Source organism: Micrococcoides hystricis, assembly GCF_042434215.1.
Classification (GTDB): domain Bacteria; phylum Actinomycetota; class Actinomycetes; order Actinomycetales; family Micrococcaceae; genus Micrococcoides; species Micrococcoides hystricis.
Genome location: NZ_JBHLUB010000022.1, coordinates 1 through 18,383 on the forward strand (window position 1 = coordinate 1; position 18,383 = coordinate 18,383).

Genomic DNA, 18,383 nt, shown 5'->3' on the forward strand with positions numbered 1-18,383 from the left:
CCTCAATCAAACGGACAACCCTGTCCTTAGCTTCCTGATCGAATTTCTTCGGCATAACCCAGATTTTCCCATCTACTCAAACGGAAGAAAACCTGGACCATTTCACACTCCTCAACCAATTCCCCTTGTCGGGGTTCACCAGCGTGGTAGCGATCATAATGGTGATCATGTTTTTCGTATCCTCAGCGGATTCAAACACCTTCGTTCTGAGTTCGCTCTCTTCTCACGGTTCACTAAGACCCACTGCGACGCCCATACTTTCTTGGGGAATACTCACGGGTGCATGTGCAATCGTTCTACTTATTGCAGGTGGTTTGGTCGCTCTTCAGCAAGCAGCGATGCTTTCAGCCCTACCGTTCACAATCATTGTGATGATCTTGGCTGTGTCTTTGTTCAAAGAACTACGTCATGATCGGCAGATCGTTCAAGAGATTGCTAACGCTCGAAAACTCGGTCTGTAAATACGGCCTGTAAATAGGTCTCAAGCCAAGTAGTCTGGGTTGTCCAAAATGTTCTCCGACAACCCAGACTACTTTTTGCTCACAAAACAGCATCACTCATGGAACCAAAAATGGTTGGGTTTGTGCATGGGTATGGACGTTCAGTACCCCCGGTGGGACTCGAACCCACACTGAAAGGATTTTAAGTCCTCTGCCTCTGCCATTGGGCTACGGGGGCGTACTTTAGAAAGGTATGTCATGAGCAAGGCCACGGTCAATTCTTACTCCTTCGGGGGTCTCCCGGTGGTGGTAAGAGGTTGACCGTGGCCTTGGCTGTTACGTTACGAACAAGCCTTCGCTGCGGTAGCAGTTACTTAGTGGCTTCTTTCGCAGCGTGTTCTTTCTCGAGTTCTGCCTTCTGCTTAGCAGCGGCAGCCTCGAAGCGTTCTTGCTCTTCCAAGGACTCCTTGGAGCGCTTACCGGCAGCTTCCTGGAACTGACGGTACGGGGTGATCAGGTCCTTCAGCTGAGCGAAGTCACGGCCCAAGAGCAGTTCGTTCGTCCAGCCGGAGAGGACCCGGAGCTTGCGTTCAATGGTTGGCATGGCCATACCGTGGTAGCCGCGGTGGGCCAACCATGCTGGGAAGCCGGAGAGCTTGATACCCATTGGGGTACCGACGCCCTTGAACATACCGAGACCGGCAACCGCGCCGAGGGATTTGTGCTTGTATTGCTGGATGTGGCCCTTGCCGTAGCGGGCAGCCAGCAGGTTCTTGGCCAGCAGTTTTGCTTGGCGAACGGCGTGCTGTGCGTTCGGCACGCAGTAGCCACCGACGCCGCCACCGGTCAGGTCTGGAACAGCGGAGATGTCGCCAGCGGTCCAGGCGCCTTCAATCACACCACCATCACCATCGGAAACCTGCAAGGTTGGTTCAGCCATGATGCGGCCGCGGGCATCAATCGGGAATGGAGTGCGTTTGGCAACCTTAGAAGCCTCAACACCTGCGGTCCACAGCAAAGTGTCCGATTGGAACTCGTCAACAACAGACTTGTCCTTCATCGAGATCAGCTTCATGTGACCATCCACGCAGGAATCGAGCGAAGTATTCAGCAGAACTTCGATACCGCGTGCACGCAGGTCTTCAACAACCTGAACCGCCTGCTCTTCGGTGATTTCCGGCATGATGCGCGGGGCAGCTTCGATCAGCACGATGCGGACATCGGATTGTTGCAGGCGTGGGGTGGCCTTGACGGCGACGCGGATCAGATCTTCCATTTCCGCGACAGCCTCGATACCGGCGAACCCGCCGCCGACAACGGTGAAGGTCAGTGCGCGGCGCTTGGCCGGGGATTCTTCCATGATGGAAGCAGTTTCCAGGCGTTCAAGAATCTTATTGCGGACCGTGACGGCTTCTTCGATGGTTTTCAAGCCGATGCCGTGATCCACCAGGCCTTCAATCGGGAAGGTGCGGGTAGTAGCCCCAGCGGACATGACGATGTCACGGTATTTAACTTCAAAGTAGTGCCGGTCTGGATCGCGCACAATGGCGATCTTGCGGTCATGGTCAACCGAGACCACCTTACCGGTAATCAGTTCAGTTTCACGCAGGTGCATCCGGTGGGATACCAGGGCGTGTCGGGACTCAATGTGCCCACCGATCACTTCCGGTAGGAAAGGCTGGTAAGTCATGTACGGAAGTGGGTCTACAACGGTAACTACGCCACCGGCAGCACGGACTTTCTTTTCCAATGCTTTAGCAACGTAGAGACCGACGTAACCGCCACCGACAATGAGCACACGAGGTTTGTCAGAAAGCATGAGGGTGTTCGCCATGATGACAATCTTAGCGATCGGGACGACTTTGTGAAAGTTTTCACGAACCCCGGTAACTTATGCTCACAGTCGTGTGAATTCGTGGTTTTCTCGCGGCGCCACCACCCCGGCCGAGGTGTGATTTAACCCACAATCAAGGGCTAGCTCTGGTATTAGGGGCGCTGCGGCGGGTATGGGTTGCGTGGCGGTGTGGTTGCGGCAGCTTTACGCTCGCGCAGGCGCATGGAAATGTGCAGCGCTCCACCCAGCAGAATCAGTCCGAGCCCGGTACCGAAACCGATGACCAGTGGTGCTTGTTCATCGCTGTGGCCGACCAGGTTGGGTTTTGCTTGCGGTGTTGGCGCGGCTGCGACCTTCTCCCCCGGCTTGAATTCTGGTTCGGTCACTTGCGGAGAGGGTTCTTCACCGCGGCGGTGCACTCTGATCCATTCGGCCATGGTGTCCATGGGGTTGCGATCAACTTCGTCAACATCTGCCGTCAGGGCTTTCACGGGCTGGATGATGCCGTGCCCGTAAATGGTGTCGACTCCGTCCTTGCCTTCGTCTTTAGCGGTGGCCAGGATTCGTTGGATGACTTGCGGTGCCGACATGTCCGGGTTTTCAGCTCGAATCAACGCTGCCACCCCGGCAACAAACGGGGCGGCACCAGAGGTTCCGGCCCATTTGCTGTAGCCGCCGCCGGGTAGACCACCCACGAGTGGTTCAGCCGGGGCCGAGACACCAATGGAGATGCCTTCGGAGGAGGAGTCCCACGACGCCAGGCCATCTTCGTCAAGACCGGCGACGGTCAAGACCCCCGGGATAGTTGCTGGTGCGCCCACGGTCAGGGCGCCGCTGGCGCGGTTACCGGCGGCCGCCACGACCACAACGTCTTTTTCTTCGGCGTAGAGGAACGCTTCGTCCCAGCTTTTCGGCCAGTCCTGTTTATTGGAGCCCAAGGACATGTTGATGACTTTCGCCCCGTTGTCCACGGCCCAACGGACAGCCTGCGGGATCTGCTCTTCGATGCTGACACCGGTCGGGTTGCCACGGCCCAAGAAGACGGAGATGCTCAGCAGTTCAGCTTCCGGTGCGATCCCAATGACACCGTCTGGCCCGGGGCCAGGTTTGGGGACTTTCGGTAATGGATCGTCCGTGTCATCGTTTTCGTCCTTGCGTCGCTTGATCTCGGCTGCGCGCTCTTTCTTGGCTTTGGCAATCGCTTTCTTGTTGTTGCCGCGACCAGCTAACACGGTGCCCACGAGCGTGCCGTGCTGGGGTGCTTCACCCACTGGTTTGGTGCCGTCGTCATTGCCGACTCCGGAGAAGTCTTTGCCCCCGGTGACAACACCCTTCAGGTCTGGGTGTTCGTCATCGATTCCGGAGTCGATGACGGCGACCTTGACGCCCTTGCCTTTGGAGGTTTTCCACGCTTCTTTGATCTTGTAGTCGTCCAACCAGAACTGGTCGTCACGCCACTGATCGGCGTGCGCAGTGGAGGGCACGGACACAAGTGCACCCAGCGCGACGGTCGCGATGACCAGCAGGGCGCCGAGTCGAGTAAGAAAGCGTTTGGTCATGAATGAAACCCTTGGTGGTGGCGGTGGAGGTCTAGGTGTTCTTTGGCAGCAGGGACAGCAAGATGCCGTCCAGAATGTCTTGTTCGCTAGCCAGTGCGGTCTGCACGCCGCTGCGCTCACGAACGTAAGTCAAGATAGTGCGGTAGATCAAGGCTCCGGCACCGATCACGTCCACGCGCCCGGGGTGCATGAAGCCACGTTCGGCACGCAAAGTCCGGGTGGAGTCGATCAAGGTGGTGCTGGCCTGATGTAAGTCATCGATGGTGCATTCGGCACCGTGAATGGCCTCAGAGTTGTAGTCCACCAGATTCAAGGCCTCGGCCGTGATCGTGGTGATGGTACCGGCCACGCCCACAACGGCATCGATTGAACCGAAGTCCACTACTGCCGCTGCCTCTTGGATCTTCTCCATGACCGCTTTTTCTGCCGCAGCTTGTTCACTTGGAGTTGGCGGGTCTGAAGGCATCAGCCGTTCGGTGAACCGGACGCAACCCATGTCAGTGCTGATAGCCGCCTGTACCTCCGGGCCCGTCTCGGTGATAATCCCAGTGACGAACTCGGTGGAGCCGCCGCCCAGATCCAGCACGAGGACTCTGGTTCCGTGATGGAAACCGAGCGCGCCAGCGGCACCGGCAAAGGACAGGGCTGCTTCTTCGTCACCGGAAATGATCTCGGGTTCCACACCGAGTCGATCGGTGATCCCCGTGATGAACTCGTCGCGGTTGGCCACATCCCGGGAGGCGCTGGTGGCCACAAAGCGGATGTTCTCGACCGGCACTCCGAGCTCGCGGATGCGGGCGGCGTAGTCTTCGGTGGTTTGGAAGGTGCGGGCCAACGCTGCCGGGGAGAACTGACCGGTCTTGTCCACGCCTTCACCGAGCCGAACGATGTGCATGTCGCGTGCGAGCTCGGTCAGGGTACCGGTTGCTGCATCGTACTCGGCGATCAACAACCGCAGCGAGTTAGTGCCGCAGTCCAAGGCCGCATAGCGCTGTGCGTTCACTCTTGTTTACCTGCATCTTGCTGCTGTGCTTGCCGTTCGAGCCGTTTGACGTGCCGGGAAAGATCTTTGGTGGGCACTTCGGCGGCTGGGTCCCACGCGCCGTCACACCAGCATTTCTCGGGGGTCCACCACTGAGCGATGCCGGCAATGGTTTCGTCCCCGAGTGGGTTGATACCCGGGCCGGTAGCGAGGGTGTGTCCGGCCAACACGTGCAGGCATTTCACGCGGGACGGCATCCCGCCAGCGCTGATGCCTTCGATTTCCGGGACCTCCCCAACCCCAGACAGTTCACGGATGCGTTCACGCTCGGAAAGATAGTTCTCGTGCGCAGCGGCGTACTGTTCGGCCAACTCGGTGTCCTCGCTCAGCCGCTCGTTCATGTGAGCCATCAAGCCGCCGGCTTCCAACCGCGATACCGCCTGGGTCAGTACCGGGTGGGTGAGGTAAAACGTGGTTGGGAAGGGGATGCCGTTGGAGAGTCTGGGCGCGGTAGTGGCCACCAGAGGGGCGCCGCACACGCAGCGGGCACCGATCTCCACAACGTCCCGGGCGGGCCGGCCCAGTTGGAGGGAGATGGTGTCAAGATCGTGCTGCGTTGGCAGCTTGGTGTTCGCGCTCATGTTCCTTATCGAAAATTGTCTCTAGCTTGTTGCTGACTGAAGTTTAATCGGTGCCAGCCCGGCGGATGGAATCCAGTAGGGCATCAGCCCACGGCAAGTCGGCACGAACGTCGTGCGGGGATTCTGCCGGAGCGTCATCTGTTTCGGGCATTTCCCCGATCACCAAGTATTTTCTCTCGCCCGGCATCACAAGGTTAATGCGGTCCCGGGCCTGCTGTTTGACGTAGGCGGGGTCGTCCCAGCGAGCGATCTCCGCGTGGAGGTCTTCCTGCTGTTGTTTGCGCTGATCGATGTCAGCTTGGAGTTCAGCGATCTCGGCTTGCTGTTTGATGTAGGTGTTGATGGACGGCAGTGTGGTCAGCACCATCAGCACGGAGATGATGATCAACGCGATGAAGCGTCCGGAGAGGTTGCGTGCCGGGACGGTTTCGGTACCGCGTTTGGCCCGCACGCGTTCGGCTGCGGCGCGCATCTGTTCGGCGGTCCGGTATCGGGTGCCAGTCTCAGGAATGTCGTGGCCCAGCACATCTTGGACTGAGTCACGTAGTTCGGTCAGTTGCTCAACGACCCGGCGGCGCCGGGACAGCGGTGTTGGCCCACCCGCCTCTTTCTGTGCCGCTGGGCCTGGCTGGTGTTGTTCGGGTGCCGGTTGGGGGGAGCTTTCGGGTTCGACAGGAATATCCTGTGCGTCCTCCGGGCGGCGGCTGCGGGGCAACCGTGGCGGCCGTTTGTTCACCGGTGCTCCCCTTTTCGGTCAAAGATTCGTGGTGTTAACAGTCTAAGGAGGCCGACAATGCCGGCCTCCTTAAACCTTACTAGCTTCTATGCGTTACTTGCTGTCTTCGTTCAGCCGAGCGGCGAAGCGTGGGTAGGCGCCAACGCCGGCGTAACGTGCTGCATCGTCGAGCTCTTCTTCGATGCGCAGCAGCTCGTTGTACTTGGCTACGCGCTCGGAGCGGGCCGGGGCACCGGTCTTGATCTGACCGGCGTTGGTGGCCACGCAGATGTGCGCGATGATGACGTCCTCGGTTTCGCCGGAGCGGTGCGAGGTGATGGAGGTGAAGCCGGAGCGGTGCGCCAGGTTGACGGCGTCCATGGTTTCGGTCAGGGTACCGATCTGGTTGACCTTCACCAGCAGGGAGTTGCCGGCCTTCTCGTCGATGCCGCGCTGCAGGCGCTCTGGGTTGGTGACGTACAGGTCATCGCCAACCAGCTGGACGGACTCGCCCAGCTGTGCGGTCAGGACCTTCCAGCCGTCCCAGTCATCTTCATCCAGCGGGTCTTCGATGGAGACCAGCGGGTAGTCACGGACCAGCTCGGCGTAGTACTCGGTCATTTCGGCCGCAGAACGGGCTTGGCCTTCGAACTGGTAGGCGCCGTCCTTGTAGAACTCTGAGGAGGCAACATCCAGTGCCAGAGCAATTTCTTCGCCTGGTTTGTGGCCGGAGCGCTCGATGGCTTCGGTGATCAGGTCCAAGGCCGCGCGGTTGGATGGCAGGTTCGGGGCGAAACCGCCTTCATCGCCAAGACCGGTGGACAGGCCCTTTTCGATCAGAACTTCTTTGAGCTTGTGGTAGACCTCGGTACCCCACTGCAGGGCTTCACGGAAGGTCGGGGCACCGATTGGTGCGATCATGAATTCTTGAATGTCCACGTCGGTGTCTGCGTGGGAGCCACCGTTGAGGATGTTCATCAGTGGAACTGGCAGGATGTGGGCCTGCGGGCCACCGAGGTAACGGAATTCTGGCAGGTCGGAGGAGACGGCTGCAGCCTGTGCCACGGCGAGGGATACACCCAAGATGGCGTTCGCGCCGAGGTTGGACTTGTTGTCCGAGCCGTCAAGGTCCAGCATGATTTCATCGATGATGCGCTGGTCGGTAGCTTCTTGGCCTTCCAAGGCTGGTGCGATCGTTTCGATCACGGCCTCAACGGCCTGCTGCACACCTTTACCGAGGTAACGCTTTTCATCCCCGTCACGACGTTCCACGGCTTCGAAGGCGCCGGTCGATGCGCCAGACGGTACCGCTGCGCGGCCCATGCTGCCATCGTTGAGCAGGACATCAACTTCTACAGTGGGGTTACCACGTGAGTCAAGGATTTCACGCGCGGTGATTGCCTCGATGATTGCCATTACGGCTCCTTTGTATTTGTGCAGTTGCTTATCAGCAGTAGATTCACGGTGCAGGTGCACCTTGCCACGTTAAGCCTAGCCTGTGACATGGCTTTCACTGAAAAGTGTCAACGCTTCTTAACCGAGTTCTCAGGCACTGTTCAGCATCCAGACCCGCCTGCTCTGCCGCTGCGACGACAGCCAGCAGGTGATCGGCCAGCTCATCCGCTTCCGTGAAGCGCAGCCCCGCCGTATCCGGAGTGGCTTCTCCGGCCCGTTGAGCCCGGGCCACCATCAACTGCGCGGTGGCTAAGGCCGGGCCGGTCACCGACTGTGTGGCAGGCTGCTCGGAGTTGCGAGCTCCGGCAGTGTCCGCCGCTTGGTGTTTCTCGGCTCGTTTGATGTGTTCCCATTGGGTGGCGATAGCGGGCACGTCGAGGGCATCGAGCTTCTCAGGTGGCAGCAGTTCCCCGCAGGAGGTGAAGACATGCGGATTGCGGCGGACCATCTTGGCGGCCAGCAGGTGCGCGATCTTGGCGAAGTCAAACCGGCCGTCTTCGGCGGCCAACTGGGCGTGCAGGACCACCTGAAACAGAACATCGGAGAGCTCGGCCGCGAAGGTCTCTCCTAGCTGCTTCGTCTCGATGACCTCGACCGCCTCGTAGGCCTCCTCGATGAGGAAGGAGGTCAGCGCATCATGATCCAATTCCGCGGTCCAAGCGCAATGCTCGCGTAACATACGCACGATCCAGAGCAGTCGCTCCAACTCCCCCGCCGCGTCCAACGGCTCGAGTTTGTCCACGTTAAACCCCATGATGTTTGGTGATCACTGCCAACCCAAGATCAGCCGGTCAACCAACGCAGCGCGGGTGTCGAAGTCCACGAATGCGGCTTCTGCTGCGTTGATTTGCATGGCTAGCAGGTCGTCAAAGGAGAACTCGAAGTTCTCCGCTGCGCGGGCTAGCTCCTCCGTCAGCGTGGTCACGGACAGCAACCGGTTGTCCGTGTTGATGGTGGTGTTGAAGTTCAGCCCGTACAGCAGCGGCAGCGGATGATCGGCAGCCGTGCCACCAAAGGATGCCAGCGCCCCAGTTTGGACGTTGGAGGACGGGCACAATTCAAGGGGGATTCCCCGATCCAGCACCCATTGGGCGACCGAACCGAACTCGACGTGCTCATCGGTGACGTTCAGGTCCTCGGCGATCCGCACCCCGTGGCCCAGGCGCAGGGCTCGGCCGCTGAAGAGCGCGTCGTGGATCGAGTCCACCCCGGCAGCCTCTCCGGCATGCACCGTGACGGGGACCAGGTGCTGCGCCAGGTGATCAAACGCCTTGACGAAGCGTGAGGGCGGGAAGCCGTCTTCGGCACCGGCAATGTCAAAGCCCACGACCCCGAACCCGGTGTTGCCCTCCGCGTCCAGTCCCCGACCCAAGTTGGCGATCGTCAATTCGGCGATTTCCTGGGACCGGTCGGCGTGCCGCATCGCGGTCAGCAACTGGGTGACCAGGATCCGGCCACCGGCGGCGCTCATGCCTGCTTCAATGCCGGCCTGGACCGCATCGACGGTATCTTGCAGGGTGAGACCCCCGTCGAGGTGTTGTTCTGGCGCCCAGCGCAATTCAGCGTAAATGACCCCGTCAGCGGCTAGGTCTTCAACCGCTTCCTTCGCGATCCGCTCTAGCGCTTCGGCGCTCTGCATGACCGCTGTGGTGTGTGCGAAGCATTCGAGGTATTCCGGCAACGAACCGGAGTTGGCTTTGGTACTGAACCAAGCGGTGAGTTCTTCGACGTTGGTGCTGGGCAGCTGGTGGCCGGCCGCCTCGGCGAGCTCGATCATCGTGTGCGGGCGCAGGCCACCGTCGAGGTGGTCGTGCAGGCTGATCTTCGGCATCTCAGCCAGTGCCTTGCGTAGGGTCTTCTGTAACTGGGTTGGGCTCATGAGTTCTGTGCGTCACTTTCGATCGGGCGGGCGTAAAACGGGTTGACCGGCTCGTCCAGTTCGGTGAGCCACGCGGCGTGGCCGCGTTCGTCAAGATAGTGATGGATGCGACGGATCGCAAGGTCGAGTAGGATCCCCAGCCCCAGGGCGATGATCACGGCGACAACAAATGCCAGTAACGGGTTCGAGTCCAACCATTGTCCGGCCAAGGCGCCCAAGGCCAAGGAGTACGCCGACCAGACGCTGGTGCTGATGGCATCCAAGACGGTAAAGCGGCGCAAGGAGTAGCCGGTCGCACCGGCCGTGAGGTTCACGGCGACCCGACCCCCGGGGATGAACCGGCCGGTGAAGATTAGTAGGGCGCCGCGCTTGTGAAGTTCGTAGTTGGCAAAGCGCAGAATGCGTTGGACCCGGGGTTTGCGCAGCCAGGCCCACCGGTCGGTACCGATCCTCCGGCCGATGCGGTAACAGATCTGATCCCCGAGAAAGGCGCCGGAGGCACCAGCGAACCAGACGCCCAGAAAAAATGGCCAGCCCAGATGTACCCCGACGGAGGCCAGTCCGACGAGTAGGGATTCGGAGGGCACGACCGGGAAGAACCCGTCGATGCAGCAGAAGACGAAAAGGACCAAGTAGGTCCACCAGCCACCGGCGAAGGACAGGATGATTTCGTTAATCTGCTCCAGCATTAACGTGCTGCACCGCCCGAAGTGAGGTGATCAAGAATTAGCGGTTTTGGATCGGCCGGTCCCTCGCCGATGGTGAAGGCTTTCTCTAGCCGCGCGCTGGCACCTTCGAGCCGCTCCGGGGTGTCCGTATACAGCACCGCCAGTGGTTGGCCGCTAGAGACTTCGGCCCCGACCTGATGTAAGAGTTGGACCCCGGCGCCGAATTGCACTGGATCCTCCTTACGGCTGCGCCCGGCACCCAGCGACCACGAGGCTTGTCCGACCGCGAGCGCGTCAATGTGCTTCACGGTCCCCGACGCGGAAGCGGTGACCTCCAAGCGGTGTTTGCCTAAGGGACGATCTTGGCTCAAGTCGCCGCCTTGGGCTGCAACGAGTTCTTCGAACTTCTTCATGGCTTGGCCGTTGTCGAGGTTCTCCGCGGCCTGGTGTTGGATTCCGTAGTGCTCCAGCAGTGGTTGGGCCAGCGCGCAGGTTAGGTCTCGGACGTCCTGCGGGCCGGCCCCGGAGAGGACCTGCAGGGATTCCTCAACTTCGAGGCTGTTTCCGATGGCCAGACCTAGCGGGATGTCCATGCGTGTGAGCAGCGCTTCGGTTCGGACCCCGGCCGCGGTGCCAATCGTGATCATCCGTTCGGCCAGCGCCGTTGCTTGGTTGAGCTCTTTCATGAAGGCCCCGGAGCCCACTTTGACGTCCAGCATCAACGCGTCGGTTCCTTCGGCAATCTTTTTGCTCATGATGGATGCGGCGATCAACGGGATTGACTCGACCGTGCCGGTGACATCGCGCAGCGCATAGAGTTTGGCGTCGACCGGTGCCAAGGTCGAACCGGCCGCGCAAATGACGCCGCCCACCGTGGCTAACTGCTCGTGATACTGCTTTTCGCTCAGGCGTGTCTGGAAACCGGCGATGGCTTCCAGCTTGTCGAGGGTACCACCGGTATGCCCAAGACCCCGGCCGGACAGCTGCGGCACGGCGAGCCCGAAGCTGGCCAACAGCGGCGTCAAGATCAGGGTGATCTTATCCCCCACCCCACCGGTGGAATGTTTGTCGACCAGCCCGCGCCAACCGTGTTCGGTGACGATGGCGCTCAAGTCTTGACGTTGGCCCGAATCGATCATGGCTTGCGTCAGCTCGATCGTCTCGGTCTCGGTCGCCCCGTTGAGAAACACTGCCATCAAAAAGGCAGCGGCCTGTTCGTCGGCGACGCTGCCGTCGTGGACTCCGGCAACAAAGTCGCGAATCTGCTGGCCTGACAAGACCTGCCGATCGCGCTTGGTGGCGATGGCCTCGATCGGGTTGAATGCGCTCATGCTTACTGTCCTTCCCGAACGGTAGCCGCGCCCGCACTTTCGGGCGTTGATGCTGTCTTCACATCAAGGTCTTTGGGCCCGAAGGCCATCGGTAAGAGCTGTGCGAGCGGCAGAAAACCTGTGGGGGTCAGGAGAAGTGTCTTCTCGGAAGCAAACTCGCTCAAGACTTGGCGGCAACGCCCACACGGTAACAAGACCTCACCGTGCGGATTGACGACGGCAATGCTCGCCAGCGTAGGAGGCCGCTTGGTGCCGTCAGTGTCAGTGTGCTTGATCAGTTCGGCCACCAACGAGGTTTCCGCGCACAGCGTCAGCCCGTAGGAGGCGTTTTCGACGTTAGCTCCCGTGATGAGCTCACCGCTGACGGTGTATGCGGCAGCGCCAACCGGAAAGTTTGAGTACGGCGCGTACGCGTACCGGCTGGCTTGGACGGCAGCGGTGATCAGTTCTTCCCGGTGTTCTCTGCCTGAATCCACGCGGCGGACCTATCCCAGTCCCTGCAGCGCGCGCAGACCTGCGGTGGCCATCACCCGGACACCGATGCCGATGGCTCGCTCGTCCGGATCATAGTTGCCCATGTGCAGGTCGTAGTCGGGGCCGCCGACCTTGCGGGTGCCCAACCGGAACATCGAGCCGGGCACCACCTGAGTCATCCACGCGAAGTCTTCACCGCCCATCGATTGCGGCGCCAGCTGGATGGCTTTGGCCCCGAGTTCAATGCGGGCCGCATCTTCCAGCAGAGCGGTTTCCGGTTCGGCGTTGACCACGGGCGGGACCCCGCGAATATGTTCGACTTCCACCTGCACCCGGTAGGGCGCGGCCACCTGTTGGATGACCTCGTCCAAGAGTGCACCGGCGTCGTCCCAGGCTTCCGCGTCAAGGCAACGCATGGTGCCGGCGAGGGTGCCGTGGGCCGGAATCGCGTTGGGGGCATGTCCTGCGTGCACGTGTCCCCACACCACGGAGACCACGGAGCGGGCGTCGATCCGCCGGTTCAACACCGCAGGCACATTCACCGCGATCTGGGACAAGGCAAACACCACGTCTTCGGTCAGGTGCGGTCGAGAGGAGTGACCACCACGGCCGGTCAGGTGCACCCGGATCGTGTCTGTTGCCGAGGTGATGGGGCCGATGCGGGTCGCAATGGTGCCCACATCAAAGCGGGGTTCGCAGTGCAGCGCGACGATGCGCGGCACCGGTTCCAACACGCCTTGGGCGATGACGCGTTTGGCGCCACCGGGGATCTTTTCTTCGGCCGGTTGGAAAATCACCCGGACCGAGCCATGGGGTGCATCCGGTGCCGACAAAATCTCATGAAGCGTCAGGGCGACGCCGATCATCACGGTGGTGTGAATGTCGTGCCCGCAGGCGTGCATGACCCCGGGGTTGGTTGAGGCGTACTCCAGCCCGGTTTCTTCCATGACCGGCAGCGCGTCAATGTCACCGCGGAAGCCCATCATGATCGGCCCGGAACCCACATCGACGTAGGCGCCGGTGCCCTCCAACCGGACCGGTTTCAGGCCGTGTTCTTCCAAGATGGCCACGATCTGATCGGTCGTCCGATATTCCTCGTAGGACAGCTCTGGATGGGCGTGCACGTCCCGCCGAAAGTCGATCAGCAAGTCTTCATGGCCACGAACAATCTCGGCAACGGAAGGAGCAACAACCGGGCTAGAGGACATCGGAATCGCCTTTCGCTTTCAGCTCTTCCACAGTCTGCTTCACGGACTGTGCGTGCTCGGTGGTGGTCACCAACAGGGCATCGGGGGTATCCACTACCACTACATCATCGATTCCGATCAGGGCAATAACCCGGCGGGTATCGGAGACGACGACACCGGAGGACTCCGTGGAGTAGACGCGAGCGTGTTCGCCCAAGATCGTCATGTCGGTGTCGAGCCGGGCGGGGTTCAGCCGCGCCAGCGCCGCGAAGTCGCCCACATCATCCCACGTGAAGGTGCCCGGAATCACGGCGACGGCGCCATTGGCTGCCGCCGGCTCTGCCACGGCGTAGTCAATCGCGGTCTTCTTCAGTCCCGGCCAGACACGCTCCAGCACGGCTTCCCGGTCCTCGGTATCCCACGCTTTGGCGATCTCCACAACACCGGCGTGCAGCTCTGGTTCGTTGCAAGCCAAGTGCTCCAGCATGAGTTTGGCCGGGGCCACGAACATGCCTGCGTTCCACAGGTAGTCACCGGAGGCCACATATTCTTTAGCCACCGCTTCGGAGGGCTTCTCCACGAATTCGTCGACGGCCAAAGCTGAGGGGGCACCCGCCACCTCCAGCGGGGCTCCGGCGTGAATGTAGCCGAACCCGGTGGAGGGGTAAGTCGGTTCAATACCGATGGTGACGATTTTCCCGGTTGCCGCAGTGGCCACCGCTTCGCGAACCGCCTGCTGGAAAGACTCCACCGGTCCGATCACCTGGTCTGCGGCGAAGGAACCCATGATGGCTTCGGGGTCACGTTCATACAGGATGGCTGCGGCCAGACCGATCGCGGCCGCGGAATCCTTCGGCTCCGGCTCCAACACCAAGTTGTTGGCGGCCAGCTTCGGCAGCTGGGAGACCACGGCAGACTCGTGCACCTGCCCGGTCACGACAAGGAACTTCTCCCCGGCCAGTCCCACCAGACGTTCGTAGGTGGCCTGGATCAGGGTGTTACCGGAACCGGTCAGATCGTGCAGGAACTTCGGGGCCGCCGCGCGTGAGAGTGGCCACAGCCGGGTGCCGACACCGCCGGCAGGGATCACTGCATAGAAACGGTCCAGTCCGGCGAGCGCGCCGGTGTTATTCGTTGGCACCAAGAAACTCCATTGTTCAACGGGCAGAAGTCGTGGCAGTGCCACGGGGCTATATTGATGGCCTTCTGTAGTTGAGTATAGGAGCTTTTGGCCCTCAGCTCGCCTTTGTTCCATCCACCCACGGGATGATCTTGACGGAATTAGGACACAAAAATGCGACGAAATACTGTTGGCTAACCCCCGATCGCTTCCGCCACACTAGAGAGCGGTTCCGCAGCAATTGCCGGGGTTCGGTGAACCTTGTCACATGGACCTGTTTTTCTGATCACCGCCCGCCAAACGTTGCGTAATTTGCACTAGGCTTAGATAAGGAATGCCTCGCACCGGCGCCTGAGGAGCCCGTACATGAGCGTACGGGCAGACGCCTGAGCGATGCAGGGAGGAATAATTCAGTGTCGAAGAATTCAGTAGGCACCCTCTACCGCGGCCGGGAAGGCATGTGGTCTTGGGTGGTGCACCGCATCACGGGTGTGGTCATCTTCTTCTTCCTCTTGGTGCATGTCTTGGACACTTCTCTTGTCCGCGTGTCACCGGAGGCATACAACGCCGTGATCGGGACGTACAAGAACCCGCTCATGGCACTCGGTGAGTTAGCACTGGTGGGAGCCATCGTCTTCCACGCGTTCAACGGTGTTCGCATCATCTTGGTGGACTTCTGGAAGAAGGGCACCAACTACCAGAGACAACTGCTGTGGGGCGTTTTGATCCTGTGGCTGGTCGCTGTCGGCGGCTTCGCCATCCGTCACCTGTCCTTGGCTCTTGGAGGTTAATTCACCATGACTGCACTATCTTTTGAAAAACCTCGCTCCTCGAGCAAGATCGATTCGAAGTACACCCGCTCCAAAGGCAGCGGCGGCAACTTCGAGATGATGGCGTGGCTGTTCATGCGCATCTCCGGTGTGGTGCTGATCGTGTTGATCTTCACCCACCTGTTCACCAACCTGCTGGTTGGCGAAGGCGTCTCCGGTTTGGACTTCGGCTTTGTGGCCGGCAAGTGGGCCAACCCGGTCTGGCAGTTCTGGGACCTGACCATGCTGTGGCTGGCCATGCTGCACGGCACCAACGGTGTGCGCACCATCATCAATGACTACACGGAGAAGGACGCAACCCGCCGCTGGCTGAAGCTGATCCTGTACATCGCCGCTGTCGTCATCGTTGTGCTGGGCACCTTGGTGATCTTCACCTTCGAGCCATGCATGCTCGCTCCAAATGGTGAACCGCTGCCAGGCGCGTTCTGCCCGTAAGCGGATCACAGCGATCTAGCTGACTAAACGATCTAATCCATAACTTCTAAGTTTTCGACAGAAGAGAGAACGAGCTAAGTATGCAGGTACATAAGTACGATGTGGTCATTGTCGGCGCAGGTGGCGCCGGTATGCGTGCCGCGATCGAATCCGGGCAGCGTGCCCGCACCGCGGTGCTGACCAAGCTCTACCCCACCCGCTCGCACACCGGTGCGGCACAGGGTGGTATGTGTGCCGCCCTGGCCAACGTCGAAGAAGACAACTGGGAATGGCACACCTTCGACACCGTTAAAGGTGGCGACTACCTGGTGGACCAGGACGCCGCAGAGATTATGGCTAAAGAAGCCATCGACGCGGTCTTGGACCTGGAAAAGATGGGGCTGCCGTTCAACCGCACCCCAGAAGGCAAGATTGACCAGCGCCGCTTCGGTGGCCACACCCGCGACCACGGTAAAGCGGCCGTTCGCCGCGCCTGCTACGCAGCAGACCGCACCGGTCACATGATCTTGCAGACCCTGTACCAAAACTGTGTCAAGCACAACGTCGAGTTCTACAACGAGTACTACGTGCTGGACCTGCTGATGGTCGAAGAAGATGCCACCCGTGCAGACGGCACCCCGTACAAGCAGAAGCGCGTCGCCGGTGTTGTCTCCTACGATCTGGCCTCGGGCGAACTACACGTGTTCCAAGCCAAGTCGGTCATCTTCGCCACCGGTGGTGCGGGTAAGGTCTTCAAGACCACCTCCAACGCCCACACCCTCACCGGTGACGGCATGGCCATTGCGTTCCGCCGCGGCCTGCCACTGGAAGACATGGAGTTCATCCAGTTCCACCCAACCGGTCTGGCCGGGCTGGGCATCCTGCTCTCCGAAGCCGCCCGCGGTGAAGGCGCGATCCTGCGTAACTCCGAAGGTGAACGCTTCATGGAGCGCTACGCCCCCACCATTAAGGATCTGGCCCCACGTGACATCGTGGCCCGTTCGATGGCCAACGAGGTCCGCGAAGGCCGCGGTGCCGGCCCGAACAAGGACTACGTCCTCTTGGACCTGACCCACTTGGAGCCAGCCCACATCGACGCCAAGCTGCCGGACATCACCGAGTTCGCCCGCACCTACCTGGGTGTAGAACCGTACACCGAGCCGGTACCGGTCTTCCCGACCGCCCACTACGTCATGGGCGGCGTGCCGACCAACGTCAAGGGTGAAGTACTCCAGGACAACGACACCGTCGTGCCTGGTCTGTACGCGGCCGGTGAGGTCGCCTGCGTGTCCGTCCACGGCTCCAACCGTCTGGGCACCAACTCCCTGCTGGACATCAACGTCTTCGGTAAGCGCTCCGGTATCGCAGCCGCCGAATACGCTGCCACCGCAGAGTTCGTGGAACTGCCGGAGAACCCTGAGGCAGACACCATCGCACTGCTCGATGTCGTCCGCAACGGTGCCGGGACCGAGAAGGTCGCGCACCTGCGCCAGGAACTCCAAGACGTCATGGACGCCGACATGCAGGTGTTCCGCGACGACGCATCCATCCGCCGGGCACTGGCCAAGGTCGAGGAACTGCGCGAACGTTACAAGAACATCGCCATCCAAGACAAGGGCAAGCGCTTCAACCTGGATCTGCTCGAGGCCGTTGAGCTCGGCTTCCTGCTAGATCTGGCGGAAGTCATGTCCGTAGCAGCCCTGCACCGTCATGAATCCCGTGGTGGCCACTACCGCGAGGACTACCCCGACCGCGACGACGAGAACTTCATGAAGCACTCGATGATCTACCGCGACGAGAACGCGGAGACCGAAGGCGTGAAGGGCCTGCGCTTCGACACCAAACCAGTCGTCTTCACCCGTTACCAGCCAATGGAGCGTAAGTACTAATGACTACTCAAGAAGTCGAACCAGCATCAAAGGTTGAACTAGCCCCAGGCGTTGGCGGCGGTGGCGAAATCCCACAGTTTGACATCACCCTGCGCGTACGCCGCTACAACCCAGAGGTCTCCGACGAGGGCCACTGGGACGAGTTCAAACTCACCATGTACGGCACCGACCGCGTGTTGGACGCCCTGCACAAGGTCAAATGGGACATCGACGGCTCCCTGTCCTTCCGCCGCTCCTGCGCCCACGGCATTTGTGGCTCCGATGCCATGCGCATCAACGGCCGCAACCGCCTGGCGTGCAAGACCCTGCTGAAGGACTTGGACACCAACAAGCCCATCACCGTGGAACCCATCAAGGGCCTGCCGATCGAAAAAGACCTGATCGTGGACATGGAACCGTTCTTCCAGTCCTACCGCGAGGTCATGCCATTCTTGATCGCCGGCGACCACGAACCAACCGCCGAACGCCGCCAGTCCCCAGAGGACCGCGAGCGCTTCGACGACACCACCAAGTGCATCCTGTGTGCAGCCTGTACCTCCTCCTGCCCGGTCTTCTGGACCGACGGTCAGTACTTTGGTCCGGCCGCCATCGTGAACGCACACCGGTTCATCTTCGACTCCCGCGACGATGCAGGCGACCTGCGTCTGGAAGTCCTCAACGACAAGGAAGGCGTCTGGCGCTGCCGCACCACCTTCAACTGCACCGAGGCCTGCCCACGCGGTATCGAGGTCACTAAGGCCATCGCCGAAGTCAAGCAGGCCATCCTGACTCGCACCGTCTAAGACAGGCACCGCGCGTCAGTAACTGACAACCGCGAAAGGCCCTCATCAACTGGATTCAACTCCAGCCGGTGAGGGCCTTTCCCATGTCTAAGACTTCGCTAACAGCAGCTACGTCATGCACACATCATCGGTGTCCCGGCGCTGGGTTGTTTGCGCGGCGTTCAGCGCGGAGTGCTTTTACAC

The 18,383-nt window shown here is 60.6% G+C and carries 18 protein-coding genes and 1 tRNA gene; 5 read left to right on the forward strand and 14 right to left on the reverse strand.

What is annotated here, in order from left to right:
* The first annotated feature begins 62 nt into the window (after positions 1–62).
* Complete coding sequence (locus ACFFFR_RS04455) at positions 63–461, forward strand: BCCT family transporter (RefSeq protein WP_377458360.1); 399 nt, start codon at positions 63–65, stop codon at positions 459–461.
* Between the two features lie 144 nt (positions 462–605).
* Here ACFFFR_RS04455 and ACFFFR_RS04460 read toward each other — a convergent pair.
* The 14 genes from ACFFFR_RS04460 to ACFFFR_RS04525 all read right to left on the reverse strand — a co-directional run bounded on the left by ACFFFR_RS04460 (position 606) and on the right by ACFFFR_RS04525 (position 14,306).
* Positions 606–678: transfer RNA gene (locus ACFFFR_RS04460), tRNA-Leu, on the reverse strand.
* A gap of 132 nt (positions 679–810) precedes the next feature.
* Positions 811–2,274, reverse strand: a complete 1,464-nt coding sequence (locus ACFFFR_RS04465) for an NAD(P)/FAD-dependent oxidoreductase (protein ID WP_377458325.1) — start codon at positions 2,272–2,274, stop codon at positions 811–813.
* Between the two features lie 152 nt (positions 2,275–2,426).
* The gene (locus ACFFFR_RS04470) at positions 2,427–3,833 is read right to left on the reverse strand and encodes a S8 family peptidase (RefSeq protein ID WP_377458326.1); all 1,407 of its coding nucleotides are present in this window, start codon (positions 3,831–3,833) and stop codon (positions 2,427–2,429) included.
* A 31-nt stretch (positions 3,834–3,864) separates the two neighbouring features.
* Positions 3,865–4,836, reverse strand: a complete 972-nt coding sequence (locus ACFFFR_RS04475; protein ID WP_377458327.1) for a Ppx/GppA phosphatase family protein — start codon at positions 4,834–4,836, stop codon at positions 3,865–3,867.
* Positions 4,833–5,456 carry a DUF501 domain-containing protein gene (locus ACFFFR_RS04480; RefSeq protein WP_377458328.1) on the reverse strand — a complete coding sequence of 208 codons (624 nt, stop codon included), beginning with the start codon at positions 5,454–5,456 and terminating at the stop codon, positions 4,833–4,835. Before ACFFFR_RS04480 ends, ACFFFR_RS04475 begins: the two co-directional genes overlap by 4 nt.
* A gap of 43 nt (positions 5,457–5,499) precedes the next feature.
* The gene (locus ACFFFR_RS04485; protein WP_377458329.1) at positions 5,500–6,192 is read right to left on the reverse strand and encodes an FtsB family cell division protein; all 693 of its coding nucleotides are present in this window, start codon (positions 6,190–6,192) and stop codon (positions 5,500–5,502) included.
* A gap of 93 nt (positions 6,193–6,285) precedes the next feature.
* Entirely contained in the window at positions 6,286–7,587 is a 1,302-nt protein-coding gene (gene eno, locus ACFFFR_RS04490; RefSeq protein ID WP_377458330.1) for a phosphopyruvate hydratase, read from the reverse strand.
* 94 nt (positions 7,588–7,681) lie between these two features.
* Positions 7,682–8,368 (reverse strand): MazG nucleotide pyrophosphohydrolase domain-containing protein, encoded by a 687-nt coding sequence (locus tag ACFFFR_RS04495; protein WP_377458331.1) that lies wholly within the window; start codon positions 8,366–8,368, stop codon positions 7,682–7,684.
* Between the two features lie 24 nt (positions 8,369–8,392).
* A complete protein-coding gene (locus tag ACFFFR_RS04500) occupies positions 8,393–9,505 on the reverse strand; it encodes an adenosine deaminase (protein ID WP_377458332.1) in 1,113 nt (370 codons plus the stop codon).
* Positions 9,502–10,194: a DedA family protein gene (locus ACFFFR_RS04505; RefSeq protein WP_377458333.1), complete on the reverse strand. Its 693-nt coding sequence runs from the start codon at positions 10,192–10,194 to the stop codon at positions 9,502–9,504. Before ACFFFR_RS04505 ends, ACFFFR_RS04500 begins: the two co-directional genes overlap by 4 nt.
* Positions 10,194–11,504: a thymidine phosphorylase gene (locus ACFFFR_RS04510; protein WP_377458334.1), complete on the reverse strand. Its 1,311-nt coding sequence runs from the start codon at positions 11,502–11,504 to the stop codon at positions 10,194–10,196. Before ACFFFR_RS04510 ends, ACFFFR_RS04505 begins: the two co-directional genes overlap by 1 nt.
* Positions 11,505–11,506: 2 nt before the next feature.
* On the reverse strand, positions 11,507–11,980 hold the full coding sequence (locus ACFFFR_RS04515) for a cytidine deaminase (RefSeq protein WP_377458335.1): 474 nt from the start codon (positions 11,978–11,980) through the stop codon (positions 11,507–11,509).
* Positions 11,981–11,989: 9 nt separating this feature from the next.
* Positions 11,990–13,186 (reverse strand): amidohydrolase, encoded by a 1,197-nt coding sequence (locus tag ACFFFR_RS04520; RefSeq protein WP_377458336.1) that lies wholly within the window; start codon positions 13,184–13,186, stop codon positions 11,990–11,992.
* Entirely contained in the window at positions 13,176–14,306 is a 1,131-nt protein-coding gene (locus ACFFFR_RS04525) for a mannose-1-phosphate guanylyltransferase (protein ID WP_377458337.1), read from the reverse strand. The genes ACFFFR_RS04520 and ACFFFR_RS04525 overlap by 11 nt, the downstream gene beginning before the upstream one ends.
* A gap of 392 nt (positions 14,307–14,698) precedes the next feature.
* Between ACFFFR_RS04525 and sdhC the strand changes: the two genes are divergently transcribed.
* From sdhC to ACFFFR_RS04545, 4 genes are all read left to right on the forward strand, one after another.
* Complete coding sequence (gene sdhC, locus ACFFFR_RS04530) at positions 14,699–15,076, forward strand: succinate dehydrogenase, cytochrome b556 subunit (RefSeq protein WP_377458338.1); 378 nt, start codon at positions 14,699–14,701, stop codon at positions 15,074–15,076.
* A 6-nt stretch (positions 15,077–15,082) separates the two neighbouring features.
* Positions 15,083–15,550: a succinate dehydrogenase hydrophobic membrane anchor subunit gene (locus tag ACFFFR_RS04535; protein ID WP_377458339.1), complete on the forward strand. Its 468-nt coding sequence runs from the start codon at positions 15,083–15,085 to the stop codon at positions 15,548–15,550.
* Between the two features lie 80 nt (positions 15,551–15,630).
* On the forward strand, positions 15,631–17,418 hold the full coding sequence (gene sdhA / locus ACFFFR_RS04540; protein ID WP_377458340.1) for a succinate dehydrogenase flavoprotein subunit: 1,788 nt from the start codon (positions 15,631–15,633) through the stop codon (positions 17,416–17,418).
* A complete protein-coding gene (locus ACFFFR_RS04545; protein WP_377458341.1) occupies positions 17,418–18,200 on the forward strand; it encodes a succinate dehydrogenase iron-sulfur subunit in 783 nt (260 codons plus the stop codon). The genes sdhA and ACFFFR_RS04545 overlap by 1 nt, the downstream gene beginning before the upstream one ends.
* Positions 18,201–18,383: the final 183 nt, after the last annotated feature.

What these genes read in the sequence shown, in the direction of transcription:
- ACFFFR_RS04465 (WP_377458325.1), bottom strand. Translation starts at nt 2,274, where the DNA reads ATGGCGAACACCCTCATGCTTTCTGACAAACCTCGTGTGCTCATTGTC.
- ACFFFR_RS04470 (WP_377458326.1), bottom strand. Translation starts at nt 3,833, where the DNA reads ATGACCAAACGCTTTCTTACTCGACTCGGCGCCCTGCTGGTCATCGCG.
- ACFFFR_RS04480 (WP_377458328.1), bottom strand. Translation starts at nt 5,456, where the DNA reads ATGAGCGCGAACACCAAGCTGCCAACGCAGCACGATCTTGACACCATC.
- eno (WP_377458330.1), bottom strand. Translation starts at nt 7,587, where the DNA reads ATGGCAATCATCGAGGCAATCACCGCGCGTGAAATCCTTGACTCACGT.
- ACFFFR_RS04500 (WP_377458332.1), bottom strand. Translation starts at nt 9,505, where the DNA reads ATGAGCCCAACCCAGTTACAGAAGACCCTACGCAAGGCACTGGCTGAG.
- ACFFFR_RS04505 (WP_377458333.1), bottom strand. Translation starts at nt 10,194, where the DNA reads ATGCTGGAGCAGATTAACGAAATCATCCTGTCCTTCGCCGGTGGCTGG.
- ACFFFR_RS04510 (WP_377458334.1), bottom strand. Translation starts at nt 11,504, where the DNA reads ATGAGCGCATTCAACCCGATCGAGGCCATCGCCACCAAGCGCGATCGG.
- ACFFFR_RS04520 (WP_377458336.1), bottom strand. Translation starts at nt 13,186, where the DNA reads ATGTCCTCTAGCCCGGTTGTTGCTCCTTCCGTTGCCGAGATTGTTCGT.
- ACFFFR_RS04535 (WP_377458339.1), top strand. Translation starts at nt 15,083, where the DNA reads ATGACTGCACTATCTTTTGAAAAACCTCGCTCCTCGAGCAAGATCGAT.
- sdhA (WP_377458340.1), top strand. Translation starts at nt 15,631, where the DNA reads ATGCAGGTACATAAGTACGATGTGGTCATTGTCGGCGCAGGTGGCGCC.
- ACFFFR_RS04545 (WP_377458341.1), top strand. Translation starts at nt 17,418, where the DNA reads ATGACTACTCAAGAAGTCGAACCAGCATCAAAGGTTGAACTAGCCCCA.